The 22,511-nt window shown below is 57.1% G+C and carries 20 protein-coding genes; 9 read left to right on the forward strand and 11 right to left on the reverse strand.

Annotated elements, in window-relative coordinates:
• Nucleotides 1-160: 160 nt before the first annotated feature.
• From adk to L2Y28_RS05115, 3 genes are all read left to right on the forward strand, one after another.
• Entirely contained in the window at nucleotides 161-805 is a 645-nt protein-coding gene (adk, locus tag L2Y28_RS05105; protein WP_022647279.1) for an adenylate kinase, read from the forward strand.
• A 124-nt stretch (nucleotides 806-929) separates the two neighbouring features.
• Entirely contained in the window at nucleotides 930-1,892 is a 963-nt protein-coding gene (hemH, locus tag L2Y28_RS05110) for a ferrochelatase (protein WP_017383216.1), read from the forward strand.
• Between the two features lie 62 nt (nucleotides 1,893-1,954).
• Nucleotides 1,955-3,259: an inosine/guanosine kinase gene (locus L2Y28_RS05115; RefSeq protein WP_022647280.1), complete on the forward strand. Its 1,305-nt coding sequence runs from the start codon at nucleotides 1,955-1,957 to the stop codon at nucleotides 3,257-3,259.
• A 106-nt stretch (nucleotides 3,260-3,365) separates the two neighbouring features.
• Here the strand turns inward: L2Y28_RS05115 and ybaL are convergent, their stop codons facing one another.
• Nucleotides 3,366-5,042 (reverse strand): YbaL family putative K(+) efflux transporter, encoded by a 1,677-nt coding sequence (gene ybaL, locus L2Y28_RS05120; protein WP_022647281.1) that lies wholly within the window; start codon nucleotides 5,040-5,042, stop codon nucleotides 3,366-3,368.
• A 232-nt stretch (nucleotides 5,043-5,274) separates the two neighbouring features.
• The gene (locus L2Y28_RS05125) at nucleotides 5,275-6,495 is read right to left on the reverse strand and encodes an MFS transporter (RefSeq protein WP_022647282.1); all 1,221 of its coding nucleotides are present in this window, start codon (nucleotides 6,493-6,495) and stop codon (nucleotides 5,275-5,277) included.
• A 164-nt stretch (nucleotides 6,496-6,659) separates the two neighbouring features.
• Here L2Y28_RS05125 and ushA point away from each other — a divergent pair, with 164 nt between their 5' ends.
• Nucleotides 6,660-8,312, forward strand: coding sequence for a bifunctional UDP-sugar hydrolase/5'-nucleotidase UshA (gene ushA / locus L2Y28_RS05130; RefSeq protein ID WP_022647283.1), 1,653 nt, complete (start codon nucleotides 6,660-6,662; stop codon nucleotides 8,310-8,312).
• A gap of 92 nt (nucleotides 8,313-8,404) precedes the next feature.
• Here the strand turns inward: ushA and ybaK are convergent, their stop codons facing one another.
• From ybaK to copA, 3 genes are all read right to left on the reverse strand, one after another.
• Nucleotides 8,405-8,884 (reverse strand): Cys-tRNA(Pro)/Cys-tRNA(Cys) deacylase YbaK, encoded by a 480-nt coding sequence (gene ybaK, locus L2Y28_RS05135; RefSeq protein ID WP_010428207.1) that lies wholly within the window; start codon nucleotides 8,882-8,884, stop codon nucleotides 8,405-8,407.
• Nucleotides 8,885-9,082: 198 nt separating this feature from the next.
• On the reverse strand, nucleotides 9,083-9,877 hold the full coding sequence (locus L2Y28_RS05140; RefSeq protein ID WP_022647284.1) for a TraB/GumN family protein: 795 nt from the start codon (nucleotides 9,875-9,877) through the stop codon (nucleotides 9,083-9,085).
• A 50-nt stretch (nucleotides 9,878-9,927) separates the two neighbouring features.
• The gene (copA, locus tag L2Y28_RS05145) at nucleotides 9,928-12,426 is read right to left on the reverse strand and encodes a copper-exporting P-type ATPase CopA (protein ID WP_022647285.1); all 2,499 of its coding nucleotides are present in this window, start codon (nucleotides 12,424-12,426) and stop codon (nucleotides 9,928-9,930) included.
• 108 nt (nucleotides 12,427-12,534) lie between these two features.
• Between copA and cueR the strand changes: the two genes are divergently transcribed.
• On the forward strand, nucleotides 12,535-12,945 hold the full coding sequence (gene cueR / locus L2Y28_RS05150) for a Cu(I)-responsive transcriptional regulator (RefSeq protein ID WP_017383222.1): 411 nt from the start codon (nucleotides 12,535-12,537) through the stop codon (nucleotides 12,943-12,945).
• On the opposite strand, the gene L2Y28_RS05155 is transcribed toward cueR, so the two are convergent.
• The 3 genes from L2Y28_RS05155 to L2Y28_RS05165 all read right to left on the reverse strand — a co-directional run bounded on the left by L2Y28_RS05155 (nucleotide 12,942) and on the right by L2Y28_RS05165 (nucleotide 15,314).
• The gene (locus L2Y28_RS05155) at nucleotides 12,942-13,394 is read right to left on the reverse strand and encodes an NfeD family protein (protein ID WP_022647286.1); all 453 of its coding nucleotides are present in this window, start codon (nucleotides 13,392-13,394) and stop codon (nucleotides 12,942-12,944) included. The genes cueR and L2Y28_RS05155 overlap by 4 nt on opposite strands.
• Entirely contained in the window at nucleotides 13,391-14,305 is a 915-nt protein-coding gene (locus L2Y28_RS05160) for an SPFH domain-containing protein (RefSeq protein WP_022647287.1), read from the reverse strand. The genes L2Y28_RS05155 and L2Y28_RS05160 overlap by 4 nt, the downstream gene beginning before the upstream one ends.
• Nucleotides 14,306-14,459: 154 nt before the next feature.
• The gene (locus tag L2Y28_RS05165; RefSeq protein ID WP_022647288.1) at nucleotides 14,460-15,314 is read right to left on the reverse strand and encodes a hypothetical protein; all 855 of its coding nucleotides are present in this window, start codon (nucleotides 15,312-15,314) and stop codon (nucleotides 14,460-14,462) included.
• Nucleotides 15,315-15,456: 142 nt separating this feature from the next.
• On the opposite strand from L2Y28_RS05165, the gene fetA reads away from it, so the two are divergent.
• Together fetA and fetB are read left to right on the forward strand one after the other, a co-directional pair.
• Complete coding sequence (gene fetA / locus L2Y28_RS05170; RefSeq protein WP_022647289.1) at nucleotides 15,457-16,128, forward strand: iron ABC transporter ATP-binding protein FetA; 672 nt, start codon at nucleotides 15,457-15,459, stop codon at nucleotides 16,126-16,128.
• Nucleotides 16,121-16,903 (forward strand): iron export ABC transporter permease subunit FetB, encoded by a 783-nt coding sequence (gene fetB, locus L2Y28_RS05175; RefSeq protein ID WP_022647290.1) that lies wholly within the window; start codon nucleotides 16,121-16,123, stop codon nucleotides 16,901-16,903. The genes fetA and fetB overlap by 8 nt, the downstream gene beginning before the upstream one ends.
• 49 nt (nucleotides 16,904-16,952) lie before the next feature.
• Here the strand turns inward: fetB and L2Y28_RS05180 are convergent, their stop codons facing one another.
• Genes L2Y28_RS05180 through tesA form a run of 3 tightly spaced genes read right to left on the reverse strand, consistent with a single transcriptional unit; the run spans nucleotide 16,953 to nucleotide 19,288 of the window.
• Nucleotides 16,953-17,807, reverse strand: coding sequence for a co-chaperone YbbN (locus tag L2Y28_RS05180; RefSeq protein WP_022647291.1), 855 nt, complete (start codon nucleotides 17,805-17,807; stop codon nucleotides 16,953-16,955).
• 58 nt (nucleotides 17,808-17,865) lie between these two features.
• Entirely contained in the window at nucleotides 17,866-18,675 is an 810-nt protein-coding gene (locus tag L2Y28_RS05185) for an SDR family oxidoreductase (protein ID WP_088263180.1), read from the reverse strand.
• The gene (gene tesA, locus L2Y28_RS05190; protein WP_003858933.1) at nucleotides 18,656-19,288 is read right to left on the reverse strand and encodes a multifunctional acyl-CoA thioesterase I/protease I/lysophospholipase L1; all 633 of its coding nucleotides are present in this window, start codon (nucleotides 19,286-19,288) and stop codon (nucleotides 18,656-18,658) included. Before tesA ends, L2Y28_RS05185 begins: the two co-directional genes overlap by 20 nt.
• Here tesA and ybbA point away from each other — a divergent pair.
• Complete coding sequence (gene ybbA, locus L2Y28_RS05195) at nucleotides 19,259-19,945, forward strand: putative ABC transporter ATP-binding protein YbbA (RefSeq protein WP_022647294.1); 687 nt, start codon at nucleotides 19,259-19,261, stop codon at nucleotides 19,943-19,945. The genes tesA and ybbA overlap by 30 nt on opposite strands.
• On the forward strand, nucleotides 19,942-22,356 hold the full coding sequence (gene ybbP / locus L2Y28_RS05200) for a putative ABC transporter permease subunit YbbP (RefSeq protein WP_022647295.1): 2,415 nt from the start codon (nucleotides 19,942-19,944) through the stop codon (nucleotides 22,354-22,356). Before ybbA ends, ybbP begins: the two co-directional genes overlap by 4 nt.
• The last annotated feature ends 155 nt before the right edge of the window (nucleotides 22,357-22,511 follow it).

Below are 22,511 nucleotides of genomic sequence, written 5' to 3' on the forward strand. Positions count from 1 at the left end.
TGGGGAGAGGGTTAGGGTGAGGGGGCATTCTCGCACTAACCCAAATAATCTCCCCCCGTTAACCGTTTCAGCCTCCCCGCCTTCCTTGAGCGATACCCGTTCTGGTGGTATTGTTTAGCGCTTTTGAAAAATTGAATCGACATTTGAGGGGATTTTCGCAATGCGTATTATTCTGCTTGGCGCTCCGGGCGCGGGTAAGGGAACTCAGGCTCAGTTCATCATGGAGAAATACGGTATTCCGCAAATCTCTACTGGTGACATGCTGCGTGCCGCTGTTAAATCTGGCTCCGAGCTGGGCAAACAAGCTAAAGACATCATGGACGCAGGCAAGCTGGTGACCGACGAACTGGTTATCGCGCTGGTAAAAGAGCGCATTGCTCAGGAAGACTGCCGCAATGGTTTCCTGCTGGACGGCTTCCCGCGCACCATTCCTCAGGCTGACGCCATGAAAGAAGCGGGCATCAACGTGGATTACGTGCTGGAGTTCGATGTACCGGACGAACTGATCGTTGACCGTATCGTTGGCCGTCGCGTGCACGCTGCCTCTGGCCGCGTTTACCACATCAAATTCAACCCACCTAAGGTTGAAGGCAAAGACGACGTGACCGGCGAAGAGCTGACCACCCGTAAAGACGACCAGGAAGAAACCGTGCGTAAACGCCTGGTGGAATACCATCAGATGACCGCACCGCTGATCGGCTACTACTCCAAAGAGGCGCAGGCGGGTAACACCAAATACGCGAAAGTTGACGGCACCAAAGCCGTGGCTGACGTACGTGCAGAGCTGGAAAAAATCCTCGGCTAAGCGCACCTCTCTCACCCGGAGCCCCGGGTGAGAAAAATTCTCATCTTACCTATTACAGCAATGGGTTTCGTTTAAACGCATTTCCGCTACAATTGACAGCCTATCAAATGGTTAAGAGGCGTGAATGAGTCAGGCGAAAACCGGCATCCTGCTTGCCAATCTGGGCACCCCAGAAGCACCTACTCCAGCGGCGGTAAAACGCTACCTGCGACAATTTTTAAGCGACACGCGCGTCGTGGATACCCCAAGACTGCTGTGGTGGCCACTGCTGCGTGGTGTCATTCTGCCGATTCGTTCTCCGCGTGTAGCAAAGCTCTATCAGTCCGTGTGGATGGAAGAAGGCTCGCCGCTGATGGTCTACAGCCGTCGTCAGGAGAAGGCGCTGGCCGCCCGTCTGCCGGACATGCCCGTTGCGCTCGGTATGAGCTACGGTAAGCCATCCCTGGAAAGCGCCGTCGACTCTCTGCTGGCGCAGGGCGTTGAACACATTGTGGTGCTGGCCCTTTATCCGCAGTATTCGTGCTCCACGGTGGCTGCCGTCTGGGACGAACTGGCACGCATTCTGGCGACCCGCCGCCGTATACCGGGCATCACCTTTATCCGCGACTACGCCGATAACGAGCTGTACATTCAGGCGCTTGCCAGCAGCGCGCGCGCGTCGTTTGAAAAACACGGCGAGCCGGATCTGCTGCTGCTCTCCTATCACGGTATTCCGCAGCGTTTCGCGAACGAAGGGGACGATTACCCCCAGCGTTGCCGCGATACCACCCGCGAGCTGGTCTCCGCCCTCGGCCTGCCGCCTGAGAAGGTGATGATGACCTTCCAGTCGCGCTTCGGCCGTGAACCGTGGTTGACCCCGTATACTGATGAAACGCTAAAAATGCTGGGCGAGAAGGGCGTGAAGCACATTCAGGTTATGTCGCCGGGCTTCTCGGCGGATTGTCTGGAAACGCTGGAAGAGATTGCCGTCCAGAACAAAGAGTTCTTCATGGAGGCCGGCGGAACGAAATACGAATACATTCCTGCGCTTAACGACTCCCCTGAACACATCGATATGATGGTGTCACTGGTCACCACCCGCCGCTGATCGCGTTACGGGCCGGGTTTGTGCTACCATTCCCGGCCCGTATTCTTTGCACAGTTCAGACCATGAAATTTCCCGGTAAACGTAAGTCCAAACACTATTTCCCCGTCGATGCCCGCGATCCGCTGTTACAGCAAATTCAGCAGGAAAGCGAAACCAGCGCTGCCTGGGTGGTCGGTATCGATCAGACGCTGGTGGACATTGAAGCCAAAGTGGATGATGCGTTTGTCGCACGTTACGGTCTGAGCGCCGGGCACTCGCTGGTGATTGAGGATGACGTTGCCGAAGCGCTGTATCAGGAACTGATGCGCGAAAATCTTATCACCCACCAGTTTGCTGGCGGCACCATCGGTAACACCATGCACAACTACTCCGTTCTGGCAGACGACCGCTCGGTGCTGCTTGGCGTGATGTGCAGCAATATCGAAATCGGTGGCTACGCCTACCGCTACCTGTGCAATACCTCCAGCCGCACCGATCTGAACTATTTGCAGGGCGTTGACGGGCCGATTGGTCGTTGCTTTACGCTGATAAGCGATTCCGGCGAGCGTACCTTTGCCATCAGCCCCGGCCATATGAACAAGCTACGCGCTGAAAGTATTCCGGAAGAGGTGATCGCGGGCGCGTCTGCGCTGGTGTTGACGTCTTATCTGGTGCGCTGCAAGCCGGGCGAACCAATGCCGGACGCAACCATGAAGGCAATTGAGTATGCGAAGAAATACAACGTGCCTGTGGTTCTGACGCTGGGCACCAAATTCGTGATTGCCGACAACCCGGAGTGGTGGCAGGCCTTCCTGAAAGAACACGTTTCGATTCTGGCGATGAATGAAGAAGAAGCCGAAGCGCTGACCGGAGAAAGCGATCCGCTGCTGGCGTCTGATAAGGCGCTGGACTGGGTGGATCTGGTGCTCTGCACCGCCGGGCCGGTCGGGCTGTACATGGCGGGCTTCACGGAAGAAGAGAGCAAGCGGAAAACCCAGCACCCGCTGCTGCCGGGCGCTATCGCCGAATTTAACCAGTACGAGTTCAGCCGCGCCATGCGTCATAAAGACTGCATCAACCCGCTGCGTATCTTCTCCCACATTGCACCGTATATGGGTGGCCCCGAGAAGATCATGAACACCAACGGCGCGGGCGACGGCGCGCTGGCCGCGCTGCTGCACGACATCACCGCTAACGCCTACCACAAAACCAATGTGCCGAATTCCAGCAAACACACCTTCAACTGGCTGACCTATTCCTCGCTGGCGCAGGTGTGCAAGTACGCGAACCGCGTGAGTTATCAGGTGCTGAACCAGCATTCACCGCGCTTAACGCGTGGGCTGCCGGAACGGGAAGACAGCCTCGAAGAGGCGTATTGGGACAGGTAAAAGAAGACCCCTCACCCTGGCCCTCTCCCCAAAGGGGAGAGGGAACTTGAACACCCTCTCCCCTTTGGGGAGAGGGCTGGGGTGAGGGGACCAGGCCGCACAAAATTTACCCCGTCACCGCCTCTTCAACCGGCGGCTTCGTCAGCATTGTCAGCATCGTATTCGCAATCTCACGCTCACCCATCACCACCTGATTCGCGCCGCGCTCGGTAATGTACTCCACTTCGTCATCATAATGGGCGCGGGCTATGATTTCGATATGCGGGCATTTTTCACGGGCTGTGGCGACAATCTCGCCAGCCTCGTAACCGTTCGGGATAGTGAGCAGCAGCCAGCGAGCGCAGTCCAGATGCGCCAGATTCATAATCTCTTCGTTAGCCGCGTTGCCCAGCACCGCGCGGATGCCGCGTTCGCGAAGTTCGTCGACGCGGGTGCGTGACGTTTCAATCACTACAAGTGGAATGCCCTGAGCCATCAGTTTTTCACCCAGCAGGCTGCCGACGCGGCCAAAACCGACCAGCAGCGCGTGGTTGCAGATATCCACCGGGATCTGTTTCTCTTCTTCTGTCGCCTCTTCCAGCGTCAGCTCTTCGAGGGTTTCAGTCTTCTCGAGATATTTCTCCAGCAGGGCAAACAATACCGGGTTCAACATGATGGAGAGGATCGCCCCCGCCAGCACCAGATTTTGCCCAGCCTGTGGCAGCAGATTCAGGGCCATTCCCAGACCAGCCAGAATAAAGGCGAACTCGCCAATCTGCGCCAGGCTGGCGGCGATGGTCAGCGCCGTGCGCGGCGAGTGACCGAACATCCGCACCAGGAAGAAGGCGGCAACGGACTTACCAAAGATGATGATTGCCAGCGTACCCAGCACGGCCAGCGGCTGCTGGATGAGGATCATCGGGTCGAACAGCATCCCGACGGAGACAAAGAACAGCACCGCGAACGCATCACGTAGTGGCAGAGTATCGTGCGCGGCACGGTGGCTCAGCTCGGACTCGTTCAGCACCATCCCGGCGAAGAACGCGCCCAGCGCAAAGGAGACGTCAAACAGCTCGACAGCGCCAAAGGCAATGCCCAGCGCCAGCGCAAGGACCGAAAGCGTGAACAGTTCACGCGAGCCGGTGGCGGCGCTGCGGGACATGATCCACGGCACCAGACGGCGGCCCACCAGCATCATGATGGCAATAAACGCCACAACCTTACCGATGGTAATGCTCATATCCAGCGCCAGCGAAGCGAAGCCGATATTCTCTTTTTCCATCATCCCGGCGACGGCGGGCAGCAGTACCAGCGTCAGCACCATCACCAGATCTTCAACTATCAGCCAGCCAATCGCGATTTGCCCGCGCTGGCTGTCTATCAGCTGCCTCTCTTCAAGCGCGCGCAGCAGCACCACGGTACTGGCGGTTGAAAGACACAGCCCAAATACGATACCGGTCATGATTGACCAGCCCAGCACCGCCGAAAGCGCCATGCCCAGCAGCGTCGCCACCCCTATCTGGGCGATCGCTCCCGGTATGGCGATCGACTTTACCGCCATCAGATCCTTCAGGGAAAAATGCAGTCCGACGCCAAACATCAGCAGGATAACGCCCAGTTCCGCCAGCTCCGGTGCAAGTTTGGTATCTGCGACAAAACCCGGCGTAAAGGGTCCTGCCAGCACGCCCGCCAGCAAATAGCCTACCAGGGGCGAAATACGCAGTTTATTGGCAATCATGCCGAGGATAAAAGCGAGCACAAGTCCACCAACAATGGTGGTGATAAGCGGTGTGGCGTGGTGCATTCCGTCTCCTTTCGCGATGGGTGATCCATTTTTGGTGCAAATACCAAAAAGCCGATTAATAGTTTATGACAATTTTTACGCTTATGTTTATGAATAATTGTTGAAATCACAATAAAAAGGCAATAAGCATGAAAAAAGGCAGATTTTGATAAATTTGCTGAGGGGAGGGAGAGGAAAGCCTTATGGCATCAGGTTATCCGGCTGCCAAAGTTTAACTTTGGCAGCCATGAAGTTACGCTTTATGACGGTTGTCAGGCAGGAATATGGTCAACATCCCCAGAAGTGGCAGGAAAGCGCAGATTTTATAGACCAGGAAGATGCTGGTGTGGTCTGCAACCATCCCTAACACGGCGGCGCCAAGGCCGCCCATGCCAAAGGCAAAACCGAAAAAGAGACCGGAAACCATACCGATACGTCCCGGCAGCAGCTCTTGCGCATAGACCAGAATGGCTGAAAACGCCGACGCGAGAATAAAACCAATTATCACTGTCAATATTCCGGTCCATTCCAGCGTTGCGTACGGTAAAACAAGCGTAAACGGCGCAACGCCGAGGATAGAGCCCCAAATCACATATTTACGTCCGATTTTATCTCCCACAGGGCCGCCAATCACCGTGCCTGCCGCCACCGCAAACAGGAAGGCAAAGAGATGGAACTGGGCGTTTTGTACCGATAATCCGAATTTTTGCATCAGATAGAAGGTGTAATAGCTGCTAATGCTCGCCATATAGAAATATTTCGAGAAAATCAGCACCAGCAACACGCTGACGGCAAGGATCACCTTATTACGCGGAAGGGGATTGGTTATCTTCGCGACAGGTTTTCCCTTATTTACGCGGTGCTGCGCGGCATACCAGCGGCTGATTTGCGCCAGGACGACAATCGCCAGCAGCGCGGCCAGCACAAACCACGCCACGTTGCCTTTGCCGTAAGGCGCGATAATTACCGCCGCCAGCAGAGGACCGAGGGAGCTACCAAAGTTCCCCCCCACCTGGAACAGAGACTGCGCCAGCCCGTGGCGTCCGCCGGAGGCCATACGCGCCACGCGGGACGATTCCGGATGGAACACCGATGAACCGGTTCCCACCAGCGCCGCGGCAACCAGTACCGCCTCAAAGCTGCCCGCCATGGCCAGCAGCACCAGCCCGCTCAGGGTGAAGCACATCCCAATGGGCAGCGACCATGGCATCGGGTATTTGTCCGTCCAGTAGCCCACCACCGGCTGTAGCAGCGAAGAGGCCAGCTGGAAGGTCAGGGTAATCATCCCGATCTGCACGAAGGTTAATGAGAACTCAGACTGCAACAGCGGGTAGATCGCCAGAATCAGCGACTGGATCATGTCGTTGAGCAGATGAGAGAGACTGATTGCGCCTAATACTTTGAAGGAAGTGCGCGATTTCGGCGGCGACGCCGGAACGCCCTGAACAGGCTGGGTTGATTCACTGATTGCCATAAATACCACGTCAATTTGTAATTAGAGATGCAGGGAGTAATTATTATCCGACTAACATACCCGTCCGTGACATTTGAAGAAAGTCGCAATTCTGAAAACTTATTTGTCTATTCTTGTGAGTCACTGTAATTTTTGCGTTTGTCTATGGGTCAGGGAGAGAGAAGATGAAGTTAATAAAGCGTGGCGTCGCGCTGGCGCTCATCGCCGCATGGGGGCTGACAAGCCTGCCCGCGCAGGCGTATGAAAAAGATAAAACCTATAAAATTACCATTCTGCATACTAACGATCATCACGGCCATTTCTGGCGCAGCGAATACGGTGAATATGGCCTGGCGGCGCAAAAAACGCTGGTGGACGGCATTCGTAAAGAGGTCTCGGCTCAGGGCGGCAGCGTGCTGTTGCTGTCGGGCGGGGATATTAATACCGGCGTACCGGAATCTGATTTGCAGGATGCCGAGCCTGATTTCCGCGGCATGAATTTAATTGGTTACGACGCGATGGCGGTCGGAAACCACGAGTTTGATAACCCGCTGAGCGTATTGCGCCAGCAGGAAAAGTGGTCCAAATTTCCGTTCCTTTCCGCCAATATTTATCAGAAAAGCACCGGCGAGCGCCTGTTTAAACCGTGGGCGCTGTTTAAGCGTCAGGATCTGAAGATCGCGGTCATCGGCTTAACCACCGACGATACGGCCAAAATTGGCAACCCTGAATTTTTCACCGACATCGAATTCCGTAAACCGGCGGACGAAGCGAAGCTGGTGATCCAGGAGTTGCAGCAGAATGAAAAACCGGATGTGATTATCGCTACCACCCACATGGGGCATTACGACAACGGTCAGCACGGCTCTAACGCGCCGGGCGACGTGGAGATGGCGCGCAGCCTTCCTGCGGGCTCGCTGGCGATGATTGTGGGCGGTCACTCACAGGATCCGGTCTGCATGGCTTCTGAGAATAAAAAGCAGGTAGATTATGTGCCCGGCACGCCGTGCGCGCCGGATCGTCAGAACGGGATCTGGATTGTACAGGCCCACGAGTGGGGTAAATACGTAGGCCGTGCGGATTTCGAATTCCGTAACGGCGAGATGAAGCTGGTGCACTATCAGCTCATCCCGGTCAACCTGAAGAAGAAAGTAACCTACCCGGACGGCAAAAGCGAGCGGGTACTCTACACGCCAGAGATCGCTGAAAACCAGCAGATGCTCTCCCTGCTGACGCCGTTCCAGAGCAAAGGGAAAGCGCAGCTGGACGTGAAGATTGGCACGCTTAACGGACGACTGGAAGGGGACCGCAGCAAAGTCCGCTTCGTACAAACCAACATGGGGCGTCTGGTGCTGGCCGCGCAGATGGCGCGCACGAATGCGGATTTCGGCGTGATGAGCGGCGGCGGTATTCGAGATTCCATCGATGGCGGAAACATCACCTATAAAGACGTGCTCAAAGTGCAGCCGTTTGGCAACGTGGTGGTGTATGCGGACATGAGCGGGAAAGAGGTAATTGACTACCTGACCGCCGTGGCGCAGATGAAGCCGGACTCCGGAGCGTATCCGCAGTTTGCTAACGTCAGCTTCGTCGCGAAGGACGGTAAGCTCAACGATCTCAAAATCAAAGGCGAACCTGTTGATCCGGCGAAAACCTACCGCCTGGCAACGTTAAGCTTTAACGCCACCGGCGGCGACGGCTATCCGCATATCGATAACAAACCGGGCTATGTAAATACCGGGTTTATTGATGCGGAAGTGTTAAAGCAGTTTATCCAGCAAAATTCACCGATTGACGTGAACGCGTATGAGCCGAAGGGCGAGGTGAGCTGGCAGTAGAGCGGGTGTGTTGTGCCGGGTGGCGGCTACGCCTTACCCGGCCTACATTCGAATCGTAGGCCCGGTATGCGCAGCGCCACCGGGCAATTTTCTCAATCCCTGCGCGCAATATCCGCAAATTTCGCGTCCAGCATTTTCGCCAGATCGCCTGCGGCCAGTTCGATATCCAGCCCGCGTTTGCCGCCAGAAATATAGATCGTCTCAAATTCCTGCGAAGGCGCATCGATCAGGGTCGGCAGACGCTTTTTCTGGCCGAGCGGGCTGATCCCGCCGACCAGATAACCCGTAGTGCGTTGCGCAACCATCGGGTCTGCCATATCGACCTTTTTCGCTCCCAGCGCTTTGGCCACTTTCTTCAGATCAAGCTGTCCGGCGACGGGCGTCACTGCCACGGCGAGGTGCTTCATATCGCCATTCACCGCGACCAGCAGCGTTTTGTAGACCTGGTCCGCGTTCAGCCCCAGCTTGCGCACCACTTCATCACCAAAGTTGGTTTCGTTCGGATCGTGATCGTAGGTGTGGATCCGGAAAGAAATTTTGTTTTTTTCGAGTAATTTAACGGCGGGAGTCATGGCTATCCTTCTTACGACAGACGGTTCATGCCAGCAGCATACGCCTGACGTTTGTCTAAAAAATAGCACCATCTTGCGCAATAGTATTGGCAGTGATGGTTACTTTGAGCGACAATCGGCGTAGCCGAAGGTCACTTCGGTATAACAAAAACGATGAAATTCCTCTTTGACGGGCCAATAGAAATATTGGCCATTTTTTTATTTCAGCAGCGACGGCAAATTCCCTTCTCCGTACAAATGCAACGCGCCAACCGCGACAACATAACGACCGGCAGGCAGGGCATACAGCGTCTCCCGCCACGCCTGGTTGCGCGCGTTCATCAGCACATCATACAACGATTCACTGAACGTCGACGGTAACGCCAGCTTACCGTCTGCGGGCGGCGCATCCAGCCACCAGCCAATCATCGTTTGCAGCAGACGCGCGTTGGTGTGCCAGTGGGTCAGGGTATCATCCAGTAGCATCTTGCCGTCATCAGGAAGCTGGCGAAGAAGCGCAATCTGGCTGTCCGTGCCTTCCAGTTCAATGACGGACAGGTTGCACGCCTTTGCCGCATTCAGCAGTTGATAATCGATACCGTAATCGCCGCGCAGCCCCAGGCGCTGCGCCTGGGTTGCCTGTAGCACCATGGCAATTTGCCACAGGGGCAGGGTGTCGAGCATTGAGAGCGAGACGCCGGACTCATCCGCAAGACGGGTAAGCTCAGCCAGCTGCGTCTCGTTAAGACGTTCAGCCAGGGGGCGGTCGCTTTCCAGCCCGGCAAACGGCGATTCATGGCCGGAGATGTCGGCTTCGACGATCAGCGCGTCGGCGCGCTTCAGTAGTTTAATCAGGCCGGAGGGCAGGGGGGACATATCCTGCGTGCCCATATGAATGCTTCCCACCAGGTGCAGTTGCTGCCCACCCGGAAGCGAAATATCCATACCGGGCCAGGCATAACGGCGGGGAAAAAGGGCGCGAAACGATGTTTTTATACGATTAAACAGACCCATACGCGCTCCATGACCGGAAAGGTTCATGCTAGCGCGTACGGGTACAAGGTTCAATCCTTCGGTTTAAACCGCAGCAGACGGTTAGCGTTGCTCACCACGGTAATTGACGAGAGCGCCATCGCCGCACCCGCAACAACCGGGTTCAGCAGGGTGCCGGTCAGCGGCCACAAAATCCCGGCGGCAATCGGAATGCCGAGCGAGTTATAGACGAACGCCCCCAGCAGGTTCTGCTTCATGTTGCGCAACGTGGCTTTCGAAATCGCCAGCGCATCCGCCACCCCCATCAGGCTGTGGCGCATCAGGGTGATCGCCGCGGTTTCAATGGCGACATCGCTCCCGCCGCCCATCGCAATACCTACGTCAGCCTGCGCCAGCGCCGGGGCGTCGTTAATGCCGTCGCCGACCATCGCCACCTGACGACCCTGACTTTGCAGGTTCTTGATGGCGTCCGCTTTGCCGTCCGGCAGCACGCCCGCGATCACCTCATCAATACCGGCTTCTTTGGCGATGGCGTTGGCGGTGGTCGGGTTATCACCGGTTAACATCACCAGACGATAGCCCGCGCGGTGCAGGCGCTGTAAGGCATCTACGCTGTCCTGGCGCAACGGATCGCGCACGGCCAGCAGCGCCGCCACCTGACCATCCCTCGCCAGCAGAACCGGCGTCGCGCCCTGAGAGGCCTGCGCGTTCAGCTCTGCGTCCAGCGCGGACGTATCAACGCCGTGTTCAGTCAGCAGTGCCTGGTTACCCAGCAGCAGCGTATGGCCTTCAGCTTCACCGCTGACCCCTAAACCGCGCAGGGTGCGGAAGTTGCTTACCTGCGGCAGACGGGCATCACCGGCTTTCTCCAGGATGGCGCGCGCCAGCGGGTGGCTGGAGCCTTGTTCCAGCGCGGCGGCCAGGCGCAGGGCATCCGTCTCCGTACAGCCAACGGTACTGACGGCTACCACCTGCGGTTTGCCCTCGGTGAGCGTGCCGGTTTTATCAAAGACAAGGGTGTCCAGCGTGCTTGCCCGTTGCAGGGCGTCAGCATCACGGACCAGTACGCCAAATTCGGCGGCGCGTCCGACGCCAGAGATAATCGACATCGGCGTGGCCAGGCCAAGGGCACAAGGGCAGGCGATGATCAGCACCGTGGTGGCGATCACCAGGGTGTAGACAATCTGCGGCGCCGGGCCGAAGAAATACCAGATCGCCGCGCTCAGCAGGGCAATACCGACGACCACCGGCACAAAAATGGCGGAGATTTTATCGGCAAGCTGACCAATCTCCGGCTTACTGCTCTGCGCCTGGCGGACCATGCGAATGATGCGTGACAGCGTGGTATGGCTCCCGACCGCGCTGGCGCGGAACAGCACGCTGCCGTCCTGTACCACCGTACCCGCATGCACCGCATCGCCCTGAGATTTCTGCTGAGGGATCGGCTCGCCGGTCAGCATCGCTTCATCCAGCCAGGCATCGCCCTGGGTGATTTCACCGTCGACGGGTACGCGGTCACCGGTGGTGAGACGCAGCGTCATACCGGGTTGCACCTCTGAGAGAGGAACGTTTTTTTCCCCATCGTCGGTGACCACGCGGGCCGTCGGCGGGGTTAAATCGAGTAATCTTTCCAGCGCTTTCGACGAACGCTGACGCGCGCGGGCTTCGAGCATATGGCCTAAGTTAATCAGACCAATAATCATCGCGCTCGCTTCATAATAGAGATGGCGCGCCTCCATCGGGAACCACTGCGGCCAGACGTTAACGCTCATCGAATACAGCCACGCCGCGCCCGTCCCGAGCGCGACCAGCGTGTCCATCGTCGCGGTGCGGTTTTTCAGGCTCTTCCAGGCGCTGGTATAGAAATGTCCGCCTGCAAACACCATCACCGCAAGGGTAATCAGACCAATCACCAGCCACAGGGTGCGGTTGTCTGCGGTGACCATCATGTTGTCACCCATCATGCCCCACACCATCACCGGAATACCGACCAGCAGGGCGACGATCGCCTGCCAGCGGAAGCGCTTCATGGTGGCGACAGCCGTTTCCTGCTGGCGCTCGCGGCGCTCGGCATCATCTTCGATGGCCTCCGCCCCGTAGCCCGCTTTCTCCACGGCCTGCACTAAATCTGCGGCGGAGGCACTGCCCATCACCAGCGCAGTACGCTCCGCCAGGTTTACCCGTGCCTGTGCGACGCCCGGTACCGCCTGTAAGGCGTTTTGTACCCGTGAGACACAGCTGGCGCAGCTCATGCCGTTGATCAGCAGCTGTTGGCTGTCATCAATATCATCAGCTACCGGAAGCTCAGGGGTGGCCGCTGTCAGTGCTTCCGACGGGGATGATGACTCTGCCAGCGGTTTAGCCTTTGGGTGGCTTAACTCCGCCCCGTAACCGGCCTGTTTAATGGTATCAATCAGCGCGTCGGCGCTGGCGCTGCCGGTCACGGCGGCATGATCGATAGTCACCTCAGCGCTTTCCACGTCAGGACGCTGCTCCAGGCTTTCTTTAACACGTTTGACACAGTGGCCGCAGGAGAGGCCGTCCAGTGTCAGGTCAATAGTGTGAGACATAACAAAACTCCCGTATAATGTTCTGGTCAATTGTTGACCTTCACTCTGCTTTTCGCTAACTGTTATGAAGGTTAAACCTTCCATCAAGGGGAAGGTCAAGGGGGAAATGTGAATATCAGCGATGTTGCGAAAAAAACCGGCTTAACCAGCAAAGCGATTCGCTTTTATGAGGAAAAAGGGCTGGTGACGCCACCGTTGCGCAGTGAGAACGGCTACCGCAGCTATACGCAGCTGCATCTTGATGAACTGACGTTACTGCGCCAGGCAAGACAGGTAGGATTTAACCTTGAAGAGTGCGGCGAGCTGGTTAACCTGTTTAACGATCCGAAACGCCACAGTGCCGACGTGAAAAAACGTACGCTGGAAAAAGTGGCGGAGATCGAACGCCATATCATCGAATTACAGGCGATGCGTGAGCAACTGCTACAGCTGGCAGAATCCTGCCCGGGAGATGACAGCGCCGAGTGCCCGATTATCGACAATCTTTCCGGCTGCTGCCACCGTAAAACCCACGCCTAACAGCCTTTAATCCGCAGGGTAATGCCTTCCACCGCAATGACCTCAACCCGCGTGCCGGCGCTGAGGTCATCATCGGCCACCACCGGCCATGAACTGTCCCCCACGCGCATATGACCGCGTCCGTTGATCAGCGCGTTATCAAGCGTAAAACGTTTACCCACGATCTGCTGCCCACGCTGATTGAGATGCGCGTCGACCGGCTTCTGCGCCTTCACCCGTTTGTTCAGCCAGCGCCACCACAGCCAGGCGGCCAGCAGCGTCAGCACGGCAAACAGCGCGCCCTGCCACTCCCAGCCGACAGGCAGCAGCCAGACGACCAGCCCGGTAATCACAGCGGCAACACCGCTCCACAGCAGATAACCGTTGCCGCCAAGCATCTCGGCGGCCAGCAGCAAGCCGCCAAGGCTTAGCCAGAACGCATGAGGATGTGCAACGATGAGCTCAATCATTTTTTACGCTCGTTTCCGCCGTCTTTGATCAACTCGGCAATTCCGGCGATAGATCCCATCAGACTGCTGGCATCCAGCGGCATCATCACCACTTTGCTGTTGTTCGCAGAGCCGATCTCCTTCAGCGCATCGGTATATTTTTGCGCGACGAAGTAGTTCACAGCCTGGATATCCCCGGCGGCAATCGCCTCGGAAACCATTTGCGTCGCGCGGGCTTCCGCTTCTGCCGAACGTTCACGCGCTTCTGCCTGGAGGAAGGCAGACTGACGGTCGCCCTCGGCTTTCAGGATCTGCGACTGTTTTTCCCCTTCCGCTTTCAGGATCTCGGCCTGACGCACCCCTTCGGCTTCAAGAATATAGGCGCGTTTGGTACGCTCGGCCTTCATCTGCGCATTCATGGAAGCAATCAGCTCTGCCGGTGGGCGCACGTCGCGGATCTCAATGCGGGTCACTTTGATCCCCCACGGATTGGTGGCTTCATCAACAATGTGCAGCAGGCGGGTATTAATGCTGTCGCGCTGGGAGAGCATTTCGTCCAGCTCCATCGAGCCAAGCACGGTACGGATGTTGGTCATCGTCAGGTTGACGATCGCCAGCTCCAGGTTGCTCACCTCATAGGCCGCTTTCGGCGCATCAATCACCTGAATAAAGCACACCGCATCGATGGTGACGTTGGCGTTATCCTTAGAGATGACTTCCTGGGAAGGAATATCCAGCACCTGCTCCATCATGTTGATCTTACGCCCAATTCTGTCCATGAAGGGGACGATCAGGCTTAAACCCGGCTGAAGGGTATTGGTGTAGCGACCGAAACGTTCGACGGTCCACTGGTAACCCTGCGGAACAATTTTGACGCCTGCGCCCACGATAACCAGCGCAACGAAAATAAGGACAAGAACAACGATGAGCATAAAAACCTCCTGTTTTGCATGCCGTAACGAGAAAAATTGCGTATTTGTTGAACGTAAGTATATCGGTTAACGGGCGGGATTTCGCCCCTGTAAAGAGGTGGGAACCGGACTGGTAAAATTAAAACGCCCCGCCAGGAGAGCGGGGCGCATAGCGTTACTCTTCAGACCAGGTATAGCTGAAGTCGGTGATAAACCCATCCCCGGCGTCAGCGATGGCTTTCGATAAGCCCTGATAGTATTTTTCCAGGCCGATGGCCTCTATCTGCTGGATCTGCTCGCGAACGGGCGCGCAGAACAGTACTGCATTGCCCGCTCCGACACGTTTGTTGTTCGGCGGCAGATCGCCGGTAATCCCCTTAAACCAGGTTCTGATCCCTTGCTTTAAGCTGTGCGGCGCTTTTGCAAGATCCTTCTGGCCTGTCAGCACCTGTAAGGTGGGGAACTCATTTGCATTGACGGCGGTTTTCATGCGTGCAAAGAACGCGGTAAAAAGCTCAAAAGAGCCGAGATCCGTGACGCGAGGCTTGGTGGTTTTTCCGTTTTTATTGCCCATTTTTCCGGCAGGGGCTGTAGGCGCCGGAACCACATTGACCTTATGCAGATCCAGACCAAACAGCAGATTGCAGTGCGCCCGGCGCTCTTTAAGCGGGTAGGACATTAGCACGTCAATAAACGCTGTCGCCTTCACATCGGCCAGGTCATGGTTAATCAGCCATTGCGAGCGGGCAAATTCCGCGGGGGAAACGAACCAGTCCGGCACCTCAGTAAAGCGTCTGGATTTACCCTTGCCGTCAAACTCGAGAAAGTAAGCCCCATCATCGAAAGCAAAATAGCAGTTTTTAAAGCTTCCGATCGTGGTGTTAACGATGAGCGCCTTCTTAACAAAATCGACCACCTCTGCACCCATGACAAAACGCGTGAGTTCAGAAGAATTGATGACTTCCATTAATGTTTCCACATCTGGAACACCAGGCTTCAGGGAAGAGAACTCATAAAAGATATGTGTCATGTTGCTGACTTCCTGTAGTTATAGAGGTGACAATTACCGAACAAAAAGTTTAACACTTGCGATAGGTTAAGGCTATTCGCGCAGCGTAGCGGAAAGGATTATGCTAAAGGCTGTTCTTATCACAGCGGTTAACGGAATCGGAATGAATAATAAAAAAAATCTTCTGGATATCAGGGATGTTGGCTTTAGTGTGGGTGATAACACCATCCTTCAGCACGTCGATTTTTGTCTCTCTCCGGGCGAATTTAAACTCATAACCGGCCCCTCCGGCTGCGGCAAAAGCACCCTCCTGAAAATCGTGGCTTCGCTACTGAGTCCAACGGAGGGAACCATCCTGTTTGAAGGGAAAGATATCGCCACGCTTACACCGGAAAGCTATCGCCAGCAGGTGTCATACTGCGTGCAAACGCCGTCCCTGTTTGGCGACACGGTGTACGACAATCTGGTTTTCCCCTGGCACATCCGCAACCAAACGCCCGATCCGAAAAAGTTTGCGGACGATCTGACCCGTTTTGGGCTTCCGCCGGAGACGCTGACCAAATCGACTGCCGAACTGTCAGGCGGGGAAAAGCAGCGCGTCTCGCTGATCCGTAACCTGCAATTCCTGCCGAAGGTGCTTTTGCTGGACGAAATCACCAGCGCGCTGGATGACGCTAACACGCGCAACGTCAATGAGATTATTCATCGCTACGTCCGTGAACAGGATATTGCCATGCTGTGGGTGACGCACGATTCAAACGAAATTAGCCATGCGGATGATGTCATCACGCTCAGGCCGCAGGGCGGGAAAATGGAGGAGGCTCACCGTGGGTGAACATAACATAACCAACGAATCGCTGGCGCTGTCGATGGTGCTGGTGCTGGTGGCGATTGTGGTCAGCTACCGGGAGAAGCTGGGGCTGGAAAAAGATATTCTGTGGAGTATCGTTCGCGCGGTCATTCAGCTCATCATCGTCGGCTATGTGCTGAAATACATCTTCAACGTCAATCATGCCGTGCTGACCCTGTTGATGGTGCTGTTTATCTGCTTTAACGCGGCATGGAACGCGCAGAAACGCAGTAAATACATCGATAAAGCGTTCCTCTCGTCGTTTATTGCCATCACCACCGGGACCGCGTTAACGCTGGCGGTACTGGTGCTCTCCGGCTCGATAGAATTTACGCCGATGCAGGTGATCCCCATTTCCGGGATGATTGCGGGCAATGCGATGGTGGCGGTCGGGTTATGCTACAACAATCTGGGGCAACGCTTCAGCAGTGAACAGCAACAGCTTCAGGAGAAGCTAAGCCTGGGCGCGACACCGAAGGTGGCCTCGGCGCGGTTGATCCGCGACAGCATTCGTTCTTCGCTGATCCCAACGGTGGATTCCGCCAAAACCGTGGGTCTGGTGAGCCTGCCGGGCATGATGTCGGGGCTAATTTTTGCCGGTATCGATCCGGTAAAAGCGATTAAATACCAGATTATGGTGACGTTTATGCTGCTCTCTACGGCGAGCCTGTCGACGATTATTGCCTGCTATCTGACCTATCGGAAGTTTTACAACGCGCGCCACCAGCTGGTGGTGACGCAGTTGAAAAAGACGGGGTAATATCGGCTTTTGTAGGCCCGGCAAGCGTTAGCGCCACCGGGCATTTTTGTTAGTAAAGCAATGCGTACAGCTGACGACGATACTTAGACGCCAGCGCGTCACCGGTGCCGAGCGCGGCCAGGATCTCCTGGAACATCTTTCGCGCCTGACCGTCTGCGGCGCCCAGGTCCTTCTGAAGGTGACTAAACAGCAGCTCCAGCGCCTCTTCATTACGCCCCACCTGGTGAAGCTGAAGCGCCAGCTGGCTTGCCAGCGCGGCATCCGCCGGGTTGTCCGCAACCTGCTGCTGAAGTTGCTGAATTTCAGGGGTATCCGCCGCCTGTTTCAGCAGGTCAATCTGCGCCACCAGGCCCTGATAGCGGGTGTCCTGATCCTGCATCGGCACCGTTTTCAGCACGGCTTCCGCGTCTTCGGGGCGGTGCAGCGCAATCTGGGTCTCTGCCAGCAGCAGACCAATCTGGCTGTTCTGGTTCGACAGCTGCCACGCGTCTTTTAACAGCGGCAGCGCCTCGTCGTACTTGCCTTCCTGCATCAGCGCCATGGCTTCCTGCGCTTTCAGCTCTTCTTCGCGCGGCAGGACTTTATCCAGCAGGGCGCGGATCGCCTCTTCCGGCTGCGGCCCCTGGAAGCCATCCACCGGCTGACCGTTCTGGAACAGGTAGACGGTTGGGATCGCACGCAGGCCAAACTGGGAAGCCACCATCGGTTCGGCGTCACAATCCAGCTTCGCCAGAATGAACTGACCGTTGTACTGCGCGGCAAGGCTTTCCAGGACCGGCGTCAGCTGCAGGCAGTGTTGGCTGCGTTCAGACCAGAAGTAGAACAGCACCGGTGTAGTCATTGACTGTTCGAGTGTCTGTTGCAGGTTAGCTTCAGTTATGTTGACGATATTCTGTACGGACATGCGGCATTCTCTTTTATCGGTTTACTCTTTACATGGGGGTAAGCGTCATCGCTTCAACTCAACCCTGCAAAATTTTGTCCATCATCCGCCCCGGCAGCAGGCGTTTCAACCAGCCGACGGCATGGGTCACCAGCGTCACCGGATAGCGCATTTTAGGGGTATCGCTCTCAAATGCGTGGCGCACTTTGGCAACCACGGCTTCTGGCCCAAGCGTAAAACGCGCCGCGATACCGGGATTTTCGACCGGTTGGTCCGCCTGCGTCTGGTTAACGTTTTCCGTAAAGCGGGTGCGGATGGGGCCCGGTTCAATCAGGCTGACCTTAATGCCGCTGTGGCGCAGCTCCATGCGCAACGCATCGGACCAGGCTTCAAGCGCATATTTACTGGCAGCGTAAGCCCCGCGTCCCGGCGTGGAGATCAGGCCCATCACCGAGGAGGTCATGACAATCCGCCCTTCGCCGTGCGGCAGCATGGCGGGGAGAAGGCTCATGGTGAGCTGATGCGCCCCAAAAAAGTTTGCGGAGAACTGCTGCTCCAGCTGTTCCCGTGAGAGGGTCTGTAGCGGGCCGTATACGCCATAGCCCGCATTGTTGAACAGGCCGTAAAGCCGGTTGTTGGTCAGGGCGATAACCTCATCGGCGGCCTGCTCCACGCTCTCTGGCGAATCGAGATCCAGCAAAATGCCGGTAAATCCCAGCCCTCGCATGCGTTCGACATCTTCGGGTTTGCGGCAGGCCGCCAGCACCCAAAACCCCTGACGTTTCAGTTCAAGGGCGCTCTCAAGGCCAATTCCGCTGGAACATCCTGTTATTAAGACCGATTTTTGCATAACTTTACCTGTCAGGTTCTCAGCTGTTTGACGAGTCATGTTTTACTAAAGGAGCCAGCCGGGTTGCCATCCAGTCGGCAATGAACGGCTGGGCATCGCGATTGGGGTGAATGCCATCATCCTGCATCCACTGGGGTTTCAGATAGACCTCTTCCATGAAAAATGGCAGCAGCGGAATATCAAACTCTTTGGCAAGCTTAGGATAGATCGCGCTAAACGCCTCATTATACCGACGGCCGTAGTTAGCGGGCAGGCGAATTTGCATCAGCAGCGGCTGGGCGTTAGCAGCCTTAATGGTCTGCAAAATAGTCCGCAGCGTTTGCTCCGTTTGCTGTGGCTGGAAGCCGCGCAAACCATCATTACCGCCCAGTTCGACCAGCACCCAACGCGGTTGATGCTGCTTAAGCAGGGCAGGCAGGCGCGATAAGCCTTGCTGCGACGTATCGCCGCTGATGCTGCCGTTAACGACAGACGCCCGGGACTGCCATTTATCATTGAGCAGGGCGGGCCAGGCCGCACTGGCCGCCATACGATAGCCCGCGCTCAGGCTATCGCCCAGAATCAATAACGTGTCCGCAGCCGCCGCGCGGAAGGTCATCAGCATCAAAAACAGGAAGGGCAAATGCCAGCGGAAAACATTATTGAAGTTCATTGTCTTAAGAAGTCCGTCGGTCAGGGAGAACACGAGCTTTCCATCCTCACCGGAGTTGAACTCGTTGTCAAACGTGCCGAAACCATCGCCCTGATTGGCGAATCCGGTTCCGGTAAGTCCACGCTGCTGGCCATTCTCGCCGGGCTGGACGATGGCAGCAGCGGGGAAGTGAACCTGGTCGGCCAGCCCCTCCACGCGCTTGATGAAGAGGCGCGCGCCGCGCTGCGTGCCCGGCATATCGGGTTTGTCTTTCAGTCATTCATGCTGATTCCAACCCTCAACGCGCTGGAAAACGTTGAGCTGCCCGGCCTGCTGCGCGGTGAAAATACCCGCGAAAGCCGCGATCACGCCAAAGCGTTGCTGGAACAGCTGGGGCTGGGAAAACGTCTCGACCACCTTCCGGCGCAGCTTTCCGGCGGTGAGCAGCAGCGCGTGGCGCTGGCCCGGGCGTTTAACGGGCGCCCGGAAGTGCTGTTTGCCGATGAGCCCACGGGCAATCTCGACCGTAAAACCGGGGACAAAATTGCCGATCTGCTGTTTTCCCTCAACCGCGAGCATGGCACCACGCTGATTCTGGTTACCCACGACCCGCAGTTGGCCGCCCGCTGCGACCGCCGCCTGCGGCTGGTGAACGGTGTTCTTCAGGAGGAAGCATGATTGCCCGCTGGTTTTGGCGCGAATGGCGCTCGCCCTCGCTGCTGATTGTCTGGCTGGCGTTGAGCCTGGCGGTGGCCTGCGTGCTGGCGCTCGGCAGCGTCAGCGATCGTATGGAGAAAGGGCTTAGCCAGCAGAGTCGGGAATTTATGGCGGGGGACCGGGCTCTGCAAAGTTCTCGCCCCGTGCCGCCGGGCTGGATTGAGGAAGCGCGCAAAGAGGGGCTGAAGGTGGGAGAGCAAATCACCTTCCAGACCATGACCTTTGCGGGCGACACGCCACAGCTTGCCAGCGTAAAAGCCGTGGATGACATCTACCCGATGTATGGTGATTTACAAACCAGTCCGCCGGGGCTAAAACCGACGGCCGGTACGGTACTGCTGGCATCGCGTCTGATGGCGCTGCTGAACCTGAAACCCGGCGACAGTATCGACGTCGGCGACGCGACCCTCAAAATTGCCGGGGAAGTGGTGCAGGAACCCGACTCCGGATTTAATCCGTTCCAGCTCGCGCCGCGCCTGCTGATGAACACCGCTGATGTGGCGAAAACCAACGCCGTCCAGCCGGGTAGCCGCGTCACATGGCGCTATAAGTTTGGCGGGACGCCTGCTCAACTGGAGGCGTATGAAAAATGGCTCCTGCCTCAGCTCAAGCCGGAACATCGCTGGTACGGGCTGGAGCAGGATGACGGGGCGCTCGGCAAATCCCTTGAGCGTTCTCAGCAGTTTCTGCTGCTGTCGGCGCTGTTAACCCTGCTGCTGGCCATTGCGGCCGTTGCCGTGGCAATGGGGCACTACTGCCGCAGCCGTTACGATCTGGTGGCGATCCTCAAAACTCTCGGCGCGGGCCGGGCACAGCTGCGCAAGCTGATTGTCGGCCAGTGGCTGATGGTGCTGGCGCTGTCGGCTCTGACCGGCGGGGCGATAGGGCTGCTGTTTGAAAAGCTACTGATGGTGCTGCTCAAACCGGTCCTGCCCGCTGCGCTGCCGCCTGCCAGCCTCTGGCCGTGGCTGTGGGCCATCGGCGCGATGACGACGATCTCCCTGCTGGTGGGGTTACGCCCCTACCGGCTGCTGCTCGCCACCCAGCCGCTGCGCGTGCTGCGCCGGGATGTGGTGGCCAGCGTCTGGCCGCTGAAGTTCTATCTGCCGGTGATTATTGCGGTGGCAGTCGGGCTGTTGGCCTGGCTGATGGGCGGCAGTACGCTGCTGTGGGCGGTGCTGGCGGGCGCGGTGGTGCTGGCGCTGCTGTGCGGCGTGGTGGGCTGGGTACTGCTTAATGTGCTGAGTAAGCTGACAGTTAAATCACTCCCCATACGGTTAGCGGTTAACCGACTGCTGCACCAGCCGTGGTCTACCCTCAGCCAGCTCTCGGCATTTTCGCTGTCGTTTATGCTGCTGGCGCTTCTGCTGGTGCTGCGCGGGGATCTGCTGGATCGCTGGCAGCAGCAGCTTCCGCCGGAAAGCCCGAACTATTTCCTGATCAACATTGCTCCCGAACAGGTGACGCCGCTGAAGGGGTTTCTGTCTGAGCATCACATTATTCCGGAATCGTTCTATCCGATCGTGCGCGCCCGCCTGACGCAGATCAACGGCCTGTCGACGGAGGGAAATAAGGATGAATCGCTCAACCGCGAGCTCAACCTGACCTGGCAGGCGAAACGTCCGGACCATAACCCGATCGTGGCCGGCACCTGGCCGCCGAAAGCGGGGGAGGTGTCGATGGAGGAGGGGCTGGCGACACGCCTGAACGTGAAGCTCGGCGATAGCGTGACCTTTACCGGTGATACCCAGGATTTCACCGCCAAAGTCACCAGCCTGCGCAAAGTGGACTGGGAAAGCCTGCGGCCAAATTTCTTCTTCATCTTCCCGCCGGGCGCGCTGGACGGACAGCCCCAGAGCTGGCTGACCAGCTTCCGCTGGGAAAACGGCAACGGCATGCTGACGCAACTTAACCGGGAATTTCCGACGGTGAGCCTGCTGGATATCGGCGCGATCCTCAAAAAGGTCGGGCAGGTGCTGGAACAGGTGAGCCGCGCCCTGGAGGTGATGGTGGTGCTGGTGACCGTCTGCGGCCTATTGCTGCTGCTGGCGCAGGTGCAGGTCGGCATGCGTCAGCGTCATCAGGAGCTGGTGGTCTACCGCACGCTGGGGGCCAGTAAACGGCTGCTGCGCGCCACGCTGTGGAGCGAATTTGCCCTGCTCGGGCTGGTGGCGGGCCTGGTGGCGGCCATCGGGGCGGAAACCGCACTGGCGGTGCTTCAGACGAAAGTCTTTGATTTTCCATGGGAGCCTGACTGGCGGCTGTGGTTAACGTTGCCCGTATGCGGCGCGGTGCTGCTGTCCCTGTGCGGTGGCTGGCTCGGGACGCGGCTGTTGAAAGGTAAAGCGCTGTTCCGCCAGTTTGTCAGCTAGTTTACTTGCGTGATGATGACGCACCGGCATTTCTGCTGGTGTGTCATCGCTTAATAGCACAAATCGTTAATACCCATGCATTTAGTAGCACAAAACATTAAAAACCCGCCCACACAGCCCGAATTTTTCCGGTTAATATTCACCAGCTAAATATT

The organism is Enterobacter sp. JH25 (genome assembly GCF_021725435.1).
Taxonomy (GTDB): domain Bacteria; phylum Pseudomonadota; class Gammaproteobacteria; order Enterobacterales; family Enterobacteriaceae; genus Enterobacter; species Enterobacter intestinihominis.

Excerpts from the sequence above, each read along its gene's own strand:
- adk (WP_022647279.1), top strand. The coding sequence starts at position 161 with ATGCGTATTATTCTGCTTGGCGCTCCGGGCGCGGGTAAGGGAACTCAG.
- hemH (WP_017383216.1), top strand. The coding sequence starts at position 930 with ATGAGTCAGGCGAAAACCGGCATCCTGCTTGCCAATCTGGGCACCCCA.
- L2Y28_RS05115 (WP_022647280.1), top strand. The coding sequence starts at position 1,955 with ATGAAATTTCCCGGTAAACGTAAGTCCAAACACTATTTCCCCGTCGAT.
- ybaL (WP_022647281.1), bottom strand. The coding sequence starts at position 5,042 with ATGCACCACGCCACACCGCTTATCACCACCATTGTTGGTGGACTTGTG.
- L2Y28_RS05125 (WP_022647282.1), bottom strand. The coding sequence starts at position 6,495 with ATGGCAATCAGTGAATCAACCCAGCCTGTTCAGGGCGTTCCGGCGTCG.
- ushA (WP_022647283.1), top strand. The coding sequence starts at position 6,660 with ATGAAGTTAATAAAGCGTGGCGTCGCGCTGGCGCTCATCGCCGCATGG.
- ybaK (WP_010428207.1), bottom strand. The coding sequence starts at position 8,884 with ATGACTCCCGCCGTTAAATTACTCGAAAAAAACAAAATTTCTTTCCGG.
- L2Y28_RS05140 (WP_022647284.1), bottom strand. The coding sequence starts at position 9,877 with ATGGGTCTGTTTAATCGTATAAAAACATCGTTTCGCGCCCTTTTTCCC.
- copA (WP_022647285.1), bottom strand. The coding sequence starts at position 12,426 with ATGTCTCACACTATTGACCTGACACTGGACGGCCTCTCCTGCGGCCAC.
- L2Y28_RS05155 (WP_022647286.1), bottom strand. The coding sequence starts at position 13,394 with ATGATTGAGCTCATCGTTGCACATCCTCATGCGTTCTGGCTAAGCCTT.
- L2Y28_RS05160 (WP_022647287.1), bottom strand. The coding sequence starts at position 14,305 with ATGCTCATCGTTGTTCTTGTCCTTATTTTCGTTGCGCTGGTTATCGTG.
- L2Y28_RS05165 (WP_022647288.1), bottom strand. The coding sequence starts at position 15,314 with ATGACACATATCTTTTATGAGTTCTCTTCCCTGAAGCCTGGTGTTCCA.
- fetA (WP_022647289.1), top strand. The coding sequence starts at position 15,457 with ATGAATAATAAAAAAAATCTTCTGGATATCAGGGATGTTGGCTTTAGT.
- L2Y28_RS05180 (WP_022647291.1), bottom strand. The coding sequence starts at position 17,807 with ATGTCCGTACAGAATATCGTCAACATAACTGAAGCTAACCTGCAACAG.
- L2Y28_RS05185 (WP_088263180.1), bottom strand. The coding sequence starts at position 18,675 with ATGACTCGTCAAACAGCTGAGAACCTGACAGGTAAAGTTATGCAAAAA.
- ybbA (WP_022647294.1), top strand. The coding sequence starts at position 19,259 with ATGCCAGCGGAAAACATTATTGAAGTTCATTGTCTTAAGAAGTCCGTC.
- tesA (WP_003858933.1), bottom strand. The coding sequence starts at position 19,288 with ATGAACTTCAATAATGTTTTCCGCTGGCATTTGCCCTTCCTGTTTTTG.
- ybbP (WP_022647295.1), top strand. The coding sequence starts at position 19,942 with ATGATTGCCCGCTGGTTTTGGCGCGAATGGCGCTCGCCCTCGCTGCTG.